The 9,053-nt window shown below is 46.4% G+C and carries 10 protein-coding genes; 7 read left to right on the forward strand and 3 right to left on the reverse strand.

The genetic code is table 11. The features are described 5' to 3' along the window. Positions 1-77 precede the first annotated feature (77 nt). Together ACWA5Z_RS00065 and mobA are read right to left on the reverse strand one after the other, a co-directional pair. Positions 78-1,463, reverse strand: a complete 1,386-nt coding sequence (locus tag ACWA5Z_RS00065; RefSeq protein WP_431053190.1) for a DHA2 family efflux MFS transporter permease subunit — start codon at positions 1,461-1,463, stop codon at positions 78-80. Continuing rightward, on the reverse strand, positions 1,456-2,574 hold the full coding sequence (gene mobA / locus ACWA5Z_RS00070) for a molybdenum cofactor guanylyltransferase MobA (protein WP_431053192.1): 1,119 nt from the start codon (positions 2,572-2,574) through the stop codon (positions 1,456-1,458). The genes ACWA5Z_RS00065 and mobA overlap by 8 nt, the downstream gene beginning before the upstream one ends. Before the next feature lie 77 nt (positions 2,575-2,651). On the opposite strand from mobA, the gene ACWA5Z_RS00075 reads away from it, so the two are divergent. The 7 genes from ACWA5Z_RS00075 to ACWA5Z_RS00105 all read left to right on the forward strand — a co-directional run bounded on the left by ACWA5Z_RS00075 (position 2,652) and on the right by ACWA5Z_RS00105 (position 8,060). Continuing rightward, positions 2,652-2,918 carry a YihD family protein gene (locus tag ACWA5Z_RS00075; protein ID WP_431053194.1) on the forward strand — a complete coding sequence of 89 codons (267 nt, stop codon included), beginning with the start codon at positions 2,652-2,654 and terminating at the stop codon, positions 2,916-2,918. Positions 2,919-2,940: 22 nt separating this feature from the next. Then, positions 2,941-3,567, forward strand: a complete 627-nt coding sequence (dsbA, locus tag ACWA5Z_RS00080; protein WP_431053196.1) for a thiol:disulfide interchange protein DsbA — start codon at positions 2,941-2,943, stop codon at positions 3,565-3,567. A gap of 123 nt (positions 3,568-3,690) precedes the next feature. Continuing rightward, positions 3,691-4,029 carry a hypothetical protein gene (locus ACWA5Z_RS00085; RefSeq protein WP_431053198.1) on the forward strand — a complete coding sequence of 113 codons (339 nt, stop codon included), beginning with the start codon at positions 3,691-3,693 and terminating at the stop codon, positions 4,027-4,029. Positions 4,030-4,464: 435 nt separating this feature from the next. Then, the gene (locus ACWA5Z_RS00090; RefSeq protein ID WP_431053200.1) at positions 4,465-4,797 is read left to right on the forward strand and encodes a DUF413 domain-containing protein; all 333 of its coding nucleotides are present in this window, start codon (positions 4,465-4,467) and stop codon (positions 4,795-4,797) included. A gap of 147 nt (positions 4,798-4,944) precedes the next feature. Next, positions 4,945-6,060, forward strand: a complete 1,116-nt coding sequence (gene trmA / locus ACWA5Z_RS00095; protein WP_431053202.1) for a tRNA (uridine(54)-C5)-methyltransferase TrmA — start codon at positions 4,945-4,947, stop codon at positions 6,058-6,060. After that, complete coding sequence (locus tag ACWA5Z_RS00100; protein WP_431053204.1) at positions 6,060-6,809, forward strand: class I SAM-dependent methyltransferase; 750 nt, start codon at positions 6,060-6,062, stop codon at positions 6,807-6,809. The genes trmA and ACWA5Z_RS00100 overlap by 1 nt, the downstream gene beginning before the upstream one ends. 42 nt (positions 6,810-6,851) lie before the next feature. Further along, positions 6,852-8,060 carry a glycosyltransferase gene (locus tag ACWA5Z_RS00105; RefSeq protein WP_431053206.1) on the forward strand — a complete coding sequence of 403 codons (1,209 nt, stop codon included), beginning with the start codon at positions 6,852-6,854 and terminating at the stop codon, positions 8,058-8,060. A gap of 215 nt (positions 8,061-8,275) precedes the next feature. Here ACWA5Z_RS00105 and ACWA5Z_RS00110 read toward each other — a convergent pair whose 3' ends face one another. After that, on the reverse strand, positions 8,276-9,025 hold the full coding sequence (locus tag ACWA5Z_RS00110) for an OmpA family protein (RefSeq protein WP_431053207.1): 750 nt from the start codon (positions 9,023-9,025) through the stop codon (positions 8,276-8,278). Positions 9,026-9,053 lie beyond the last annotated feature (28 nt).

Genomic DNA, 9,053 nt, shown 5'->3' on the forward strand with positions numbered 1-9,053 from the left:
TACCCTAAGATACCGTTCTGCGCTGTATTTCAAAAGATCAAAATCGTCTTGATTATAACCGAATCATCTAACAATGCCTATTCTTGGTGACGCTTACTCATATTTTCACCGTCTTGCGGCTTCAAGCGCAGTAATAACGCCACCTGTAAAATCCCCACCGCCGCGACCGAGAAAAAGGTGTAACTGAACGCCTGCGCCACCGCACTTTTATCCAAAGCCTCCAGATAAATATTTAAAATCACCGCGGCAAAAGCAATGCCGAGCCCCAAACCGACCTGTTGGGTCACACTCAGCAACGTGCTGCCTTCACTGTTATTTTGTTGTGAAAACTCGCTAATGGTTAAGGTATTGGTCGCGGTGAATAACGTCGACATTGCCGCGCCGTATAGCACTAACGGCGGTAACAAGCCCCAAATGCCCCAACTTTTTTGCATTAATCCAAAGGTAATCAAACTGGCGCATAGTAATAACGTGGCGCCGAGCAGCACCCGCTTATAACTGAAACGAATCAATAACGGACGTAAAAAAGGCTTACAGATAATCGAGCTCACCGCAATCGGCGCCAACAGCCAACCGGCAACATCCGCCGGATAACCGTATGCCACCTGCAACATCAGCGGCAGCAAAAACGGCGCGCCCGAACCGCACACCCGCAAAACCAAATTGACTTGCGTGCCGATATTGAAGGTGCGGTATTGAAACAGGGAAAAGCCGAGCAACGGATTTTTCACCTTACGCGCATAATAAAAATAGAATAGAAATAAGCCGAAACCGATCAGCAGCACAATCACAGCCGACGACAAATCAAACGTACGGTTGCCAATCATATCCATGCCGAGCGTAATCCCGACCAATGCGCCGCCGAATAAGAAAAAGCCTATCCAATCAAACCGCTTTACCGCGGCAGTCAGATTCGGCATAAAATATCCGCATAATAAAAAGCCCAATACGCCGATCGGAATATTCATTAGAAAGATCCAATGCCAACTGGCATAAGTCACCAACCAGCCACCGAGAATCGGACCGACAATCGGACCGATTAAGCCCGCCATCACCATCATATTCAATGCGGAAATAATTTCATGGCGCGGCACGCTTTTGATGATCGCCAAGCGCGCGGTCGGCATCATCAACGCACCGCCGGCACCTTGTACGATCCGCGCCAGAATCAAAGTATCCAAACTGATCGCCAGCGAGCAAAAAACCGATCCGAGAATAAACAGCACAATCGCCAGCCGAAACACACGTAAAGTGCCGAAACGATCCGCCAGCCAACCACTGAGCGGAATCAGCAACGCCACCGTCAAGGCATAACTAATCACCGCCAACTGCATTTCCAACGGTGCTTCATTCAGATCCGCGGCAATTGCCGGTAAAGCGGTGTTTAAAATCGTCGCGTCGAGGGTTTGCATAAAAAGTGCGGTTGACGCCACCCAAGCCAAGCCTTGATAGCTTTTACCCATAGCGCACTTTTCCTGTTTGTTGCTGCCAGTGATAGATAAAATCGGCAATCATTGCAATATCATTCAAATCCAAATGGGCGATATGTTCCGCTGTCTGCACAGGATAATCGGTTGCCAACGCCAACACCAACGAATCCATTTCCGGCAACGGCTTTGTCATGCCTTGACGGTGGAGCAAAATTTTGGGGAGCGGTTCGTGTTTGAACCCTTCGACCAACACCAAATCACTGCGATTCGAATCAAGCTGTTGCGCCAAATAGCTTAGCGAAACCGCACTTTGATCACGATTTTCACTCATCACCGCCCAACGTTGATCGCACGCCACCGCCACTTGCGTGGCACCGGCTTGGGTCATTCGCCAGCTGTCTTTGCCGGCTTTATCGGTGGTCACATCGTGGTGGGTGTGTTTAATCACCGCCACCCGCAGCCCTTTTTGTTGCAACTGCGGTAATAATTTTTCCAATAATGTGGTTTTACCGCTGCCGCTGTAGCCGCTAATCCCCAACATCGGAATGCCGCTGCTCGCTCGGTGGCGGTTGAGTTCATCCAATTGTTGCAAATAATTGAAGTTGGCAAACGCCTGCGGCTGATCGCTGAAATCCACCACGGCATACCGTTGCTGCTGCATAAAGTCGCGCACCTTACGCCCGCCGTGTTGCAAATAATTCTGTAGATCGGCGATCACCCGCTTATGCAACAGTGCAAATGTCGGGTGCTCCCGTTCGCCGTCACTGGCGTAGGCAAGATCTAAACCTGGTGCCGAAACCGCACTTAACAAACGTTGTGCCAAATCCAGCGGCAGAAACGGCGCGTCGCACGGCACAAACAGCACCCAATCGTGCGCACTGTGTTTCAAACCGCTCAACATCCCGCTCAACGGCCCGAGAAAACCGTCCAACTCATCCATAAACACCGGCAAACCGCACTTGGCATAATGTTGCTGATGGCGGTTGGCGTTAATCAAGATCTGCCCCACTTGTGATTGTAAGCGGGCCCTCACGTGCGAAAAGAGCGGTTTCCCCTGCAATAATTGCAAGCCTTTGTCCGCCCCCTGCATCCGCCGCGACAAGCCGCCGCATAAAATCACCGCACTGATTGGTTGTGTTTTCATCTGTTCTCTCTGTTGCAATTCCGCTTTTCTTTGCTATCATCGCACAAATTGAAAATGAAACAAAGGTTAAGCAAATTATGAAATGTCATCGTTTAAATGAAGTGCTGGAACTGATCCGGCCGCACTGGTCGCAAGAGCCCGATTTGAGCTTAATGGAATTTTTACAAAAAATTGCGGTCGAAGCAGGGTTCGACAAACCTATTGCCGAACTCAGCGATGAAGTGATTATTTATCACCTGAAAATGCGCGGCGCCGACAAACACGAGCCGATTCCGGGCATTAAAAAAGATTATGAAGACGATTTCAAAACCGCGCTGTTAAAAGCACGCGGCATTATTAAATAACTAACTCTTATCAAGGATATTTATGAAAAAACTATTTTTACTTTTGGCGGCATTATTCAGTGTTAACGCAGCACAAGCGGCGGATTTCATTCCTCAGGAAGGCAAACAATTTATCACCATTAACCAACCGGCAACGGTCGATAAAGAAGTGATCGAGTTTTTCTCATTTTACTGCCCGCATTGTGCCAATTTCCAATTGGAATACAAAATCCCGCAAGCCATTCAAGAAAAAATGCCGCAAGGCACACAATTCGTGAAATATCACGTCAATTTCTTGGGACGCGCCTCTGAAGATTTAACCCGCGCTTGGGCATTGGCAATGGCGACCAACACCACCGATTTGGTCGAAAACGCACTGTTCGAAGCGGCTCAAGCCAACAAAATCGGCTCAATGTCCGACATTCGCAAAATCTTTTTGGATAAAGGCATAAGCGCCGAACAATTCGATAACGGCATTAACAGCTTCGCCGTCAACGGCTTGGTCAATAAACAAGTGAAAGCCCTTGAACAATACCAAGTGCGCGGCGTGCCGGCATTCTTCGTCAACGGCAACAAACAAATCGAAACCGGCGGCTTCAGCGATTCCAAAAGCGTAGCGCAATTCGTGGAAAACTATACCGATACGGTGTTGTATTTGTTGAATCAATAATTCCGTGTGATAAGAGGACGCCTGTTGAAGCATTTAACAGGCGTTTTTTACCGCTTTAAACCTTCCGTAAAATTCTATAGCATGGCATGTATAAATATACTTTTATACTTAGAGAGGAATCTAATGATGCCGTTACAAACTGTAAAAACGACTCTGGATTTCCCGATCAATCTCAAAAAATCGGTTAAAACCCGCCTTGCCGTCACAGGTCAAACCATGCGCGAATACGTTATTGCCTTAATAGAAAAAGATCTGGCAAATGCCGAACAGGAAGATTGGTTTAACGAATTACCTGAATATGCCAAAGCACATTTTATCAAAATAGATGAAGAAATTCGCAATGGCACTTTTCAGCTTGAAGCCGAAGCTGATACTGAAAAAATGACACATCTTGGCAACGATCTCTGGCAAGGGAAAATTCAATCTGCCAATGAACTCAGAAAGAGATTAACTGAATGTTAGAATTCAAAAATACCTTTCTCGCATTTATTTTTTATCAGGTTTTAAGTCTAGATACACAACTCGAAATTCGTACCAGAATCCAAGAAAAAATTATTCGCGCTCTCGTACGGTCAATGCTAATTTAGTTAAAGTGGTTAAAAAACAGCATATTAATTGCTATTTTTCCATTGTACAAAATAAGCCTGTGATCACTGCATTCCAGTTTGGTCGCTCCGCCCTGTTATGTGACGATACGCAGGCAGAAACGATTTTATCCGCAATTGACTATCTCCGACAAAACGGGTTATCGCAAGATGACTTTTTCTGACGTCTGCAGTTCTTCTACTCAGTATCAATACACATAAATTTCAGCCATATCACAAAAAAAAGTTGACTTATTTTTATGAATTGGTTTAATGCTTGCCGACTTATCTTTCGTACTATAGAGGAACTATTATGGCTGACAGTTTTAGCGTAACCCGCCGTTTTTTTGATGATAAAAACTACCCGCGCGGGTTTTCCCGTCACGGTGATTACACCATTCGCGAATCCGACACCTTGGAAAAACACGGGCAAGCGTTTATCGAGTTGGAGTTGGGCAACCGTGCGCCGATCAATGCCGAAGAAGAGCAATTTGTCGCGGTTTGCCGCAATGAACGCCAACCTGAAACCTTTTTTGAAAAAACCTGGTGCAAATACCGTGCGCGCATTTCCAGCGTAAAACGGGTTTATACCCTGTCCGGTTTAGCCGCAGCCGATACGGTTGACGACTACGGCAACAACGACTAATCTCGTCGCTCCATTATCCGTTGGCGCGCGCAAGGTGCGCCGGCGTGAGTTATTCCGCAACAGAAAACCGCACTTTTATTCAGCTTAACGGCAAAAAATGTTACACTAACGCCATTCTATCTAGCCCGAAAACCAATAAACGACCGTATGCCGAATCAAACCTTAGCGATTGCGCAATATCCCCGACTATTAGCCGATAAACAACATAAACTCGCTGAATTACTTGCGCCGTTTTCTGCCCCTGCGCTGGAGGTGTTTGCTTCCGAGCCTGAACATTATCGTATGCGCGCCGAATTTCGCATTTGGCACGACTTTCGTACTGACAATAAAGGCGAGCTGTACCATATTATGTTCGATCCGCAAACCAAACAGCGTTATCGGGTCGATCAATTCCCGGTCGCCAGCCGTTTGATTAACCGCATGATGGCGGCGATTATTCCGCTGCTACAACGGCAACCGCACTTGGCGCACAAACTGTTTCAGATTGATTATCTCAGCACCCGAAGCGAAAAAATTATCGTCAGCCTGTTGTATCACCGCCAATTGGACGAAGAATGGCAACAACAAGCGCAAATTTTGCGCCAAACCCTGCAACGGCAAGGTTTTGATCTGCAACTGATCGGGCGCGCCAGCAAGCAGAAAATCTGCTTGGAACAAGACTATATTGATGAAGTACTGACCATCAACGGGCGTGATTACACCTATCGCCAAGTGGAAAACAGCTTCACCCAGCCGAACGCCGGCATTAACGTGAAAATGATTGAGTGGGCGCTTTCCTGCACGCAAGGCAGTCAGGGCGATTTGCTGGAGCTTTATTGCGGCAACGGCAACTTTTCCGTGGCGCTGGCGCAAAATTTCCGCAAGGTGCTGGCGACTGAAATCGCCAAACCGTCGGTGGCGGCAGCTCAGTTCAATATTGCCGAAAACCGTATCGACAACCTGCAAATTATCCGCATGTCGGCGGAAGACTTCACCCAAGCGATTAACGGCGTGCGCCAATTCAACCGTTTGCAAGGGATTGACCTCAGCGCTTATCAGTGCGAAACCGTGTTGGTCGATCCGCCGCGCGCCGGATTGGACGAAGAGACGGTGAACATGGTGCGGCAATATCCGCGCATTTTGTATATTTCCTGCAATCCGCATACCCTGTGCGGCAATTTGCAAACCCTGTGCCAAACGCACCGCATTAAACGGGCGGCGTTGTTTGATCAGTTTCCTTACACCGAACATATGGAAAGTGCGGTTTGGTTGGTTAAGATCTGATGGGCATTCAACTATTGTGCGAAGACGCAACCAAACAAGCCGAGTTTGACCGCACTTGCTCCACTTTACATTTAACGCATGATCCTGCGGCAATTTTAGCCTTAGTGCAAACCGCCGAACGGCTGGAATTGCGCAAACTGGACGAGCCGAAGCTGGGAGCGGTGGCGGTGGATTTCATCAACGGCGCAATGGCACATCGGCGCAAATTCGGCGGCGGACGCGGCGAAGCGGTCGCCAAAGCCGTAGGGATTAAACAAGGTTTTTTGCCAACGGTGATTGACGCTACTGCCGGACTGGGGCGCGACGCCTTTGTGCTGGCGGCAATCGGCTGCCAAGTGCGGTTAATCGAGCGCCATCCGGTGGTCTTTGCATTGCTGCAAGACGGCTTACGGCGCGGCTACCAAAATGCGGAAATCGGCAGTTGGCTGCAACAAAACATGCGCTTACTGCCAATCAACAGCCTGACCGCACTTTCGCCTGCCGCAGATAGCGCCGATGTGATTTATCTCGATCCGATGTATCCGCATAAACAAAAAAGCGCCTTGGTTAAAAAAGAAATGCGGATTTTTCAGCATTTAGTCGGCGCCGATTTAGACGCCGATCAACTGCTCGCCCCGGCACTGCAATTGGCGCACAAGCGCGTAGTCGTAAAACGCCCCGACTACGCCCCGTTCCTAGCCGAACAAAAACCGCACTTCAGCCAGAAAACCAAAAACCATCGTTTTGATGTGTATATGGGATTGGGGTAAGATAATTTATTATTCGAGCTGCGTTAGCGTTAAGGAAGGAGCATGAAAAAAACAATCTGTCTAAATATGATTGTCAAAGATGAAGCGAATATTATTCAGGATACATTAAGCAATATTATTCAGCATATTGATCTTGATTATTGGGTTATTTCCGACACCGGCTCTTCCGATCGCACCGTCGAAATTATTACGGATTTTTTTGCTCAGCATAACATTCCGGGTGAAATTTACCATCATGCTTGGGTTAATTTTTCATATAACCGTAATTTGGCATTAGAACAATGCCAAGGCAAAGCCGATTATGTTTTTATTTTTGATGCCGATGATCGTTTTACGGGCACATTTACTTTACCGGACTTAACCGCCGACAGTTATTATTTTTTAATGTCCAATCAGGGGACTGATTATCAACGCCCATTGCTAATTAAAAATAATCGGCAATTTTTTTGGCGTAGCGTGTTACACGAATTTTTGGAATCCAAACAACAAAATCCTTCAAAAGCGTTTATTAATGGCGACTACCATATTATTTCCGGGCGCTTTGGCAATCGCAGCCAAGATCCGAATAAATATCTGAAAGATGCTAAGTTGTTAGAGACGGCTTATCAGCAACCCGACGATGAGGATTTAAAAGCGCGATATGCCTTTTACTGCGCTCAATCTTACCGTGATGCGGAACAATATGACAAAGCCATCGAATGGTATCAGCAACGGATCAATCTGGGCGGTTGGATCGAGGAAGTCACCTGTTCTTATGAAAATCTCGGTATTTGTTACGAAAAAAATCATGCTTATCAAACTGCCATTTATACTTGGCTAGAAGGGTATGATTATAATCCGAAGCGGATCGAATGTTTATATAATGCAGTGCGTTTATTACGTATCCAAGGGAAATGTAAATTAGCCTATCAACTTGGGTTAATTGCCAAAAACATTCCATTTCCACAGAATGATATTTTATTCGTTAAAAAATCCGTGCATGATTTTTGGATCGATTTTGAATTGTCGATTAGTGCTTATTACGTAGATGATTTTAAATTAGGCTATGACTGCTGTAAAAAAATCTTATTCTCCAATCCCGAGCCACATATCAGAGATATCACCATTAATAATTTAAAATTTTATCAACGACAAGCAGCGCAAGATTCAAATTCTGAGGTACAAAAATTATTAAGCACACTAAACGAAAATCTATCTCCGCAAAATAATACAACCGGCACCGCCATTATCAACTATTTAACCACATTATAAACGCAAAAAACGAGCCTTTCCCTCCCCATTTTTCTTTCGAAAAATGGTACTCCCTCCGCATGCGGAGGGAGAGAAATAAAAAAAGCCGTGTTAATCAACACGGTTCAAACCGATAACAACGTCTATGTTTCAGATCCTTTCTCTCCCTCCACATGCGGAGGGATGGAAATAAAAAAACCGTGTTAATCAACACGGCTTATCTTTTGAATTGCGGCTTATTTTATTGCCGAAATGACTACGCGGCGGTTTGGTTTTAAGCAGTCGCGCAAGGCTTTCCCTTGTTCCGCTTCGCACGCCGCTACTTGATCCGCTTTGCCGCGCCCGATTGCCGTGACCGCACTTGGCGCGAAACCGTTTTGTACGAAGTAGGCTTTCACCACATCGGCGCGACGCTGTGAAAGTGCCAGATTATAGCTGTCCGATCCCAGACGATCGGTATAACCTGAAATTTCAACCGCTTTCACGTTCTGTGCTTTTAAATTTTTGATAACGCCGTCAAGGGTCGCTTTGCCGTTGGCATTTAAATTACCCGCATCAAAATCAAACAGAAAATCACCGGATAATTCATATTGATTGTTACAGCCTTGCGGTTTCCAGAAGAATGATTGTGCGTTCATCTCTTTGTCGAACAACACCTTATATTGGCAGATTTTGTGCTCGCCGTTTTGACGGTAGTTAAACACATAATCCCATTCGCGCACCGCAAACAGCCCTTCCGCATAGTGCGGTCTGCCAATCAGGTAATACAGCTGATCTTTGTTCATCCCTTTTTCGATCATGCGCACGTTGTCCCAATTCGGCCAAATGCCGTATTGCGAGCCGCTGAAATTCACGCCGGCGTCTTCAATTTCAGGAAAGATCGGATTATCGGTTGTGCCGTCTTGTTTGACATCGCTTAAATTCCCGCAAGCGGCTAATAAAAATGCCGCCGCCAACGGAAATGCTTTTTTTATTGTGTTTTTCATTATTCTCATCCTTATTGTTATAGGGGCG

The organism is Testudinibacter sp. P80/BLE/0925, from assembly GCF_053570785.1.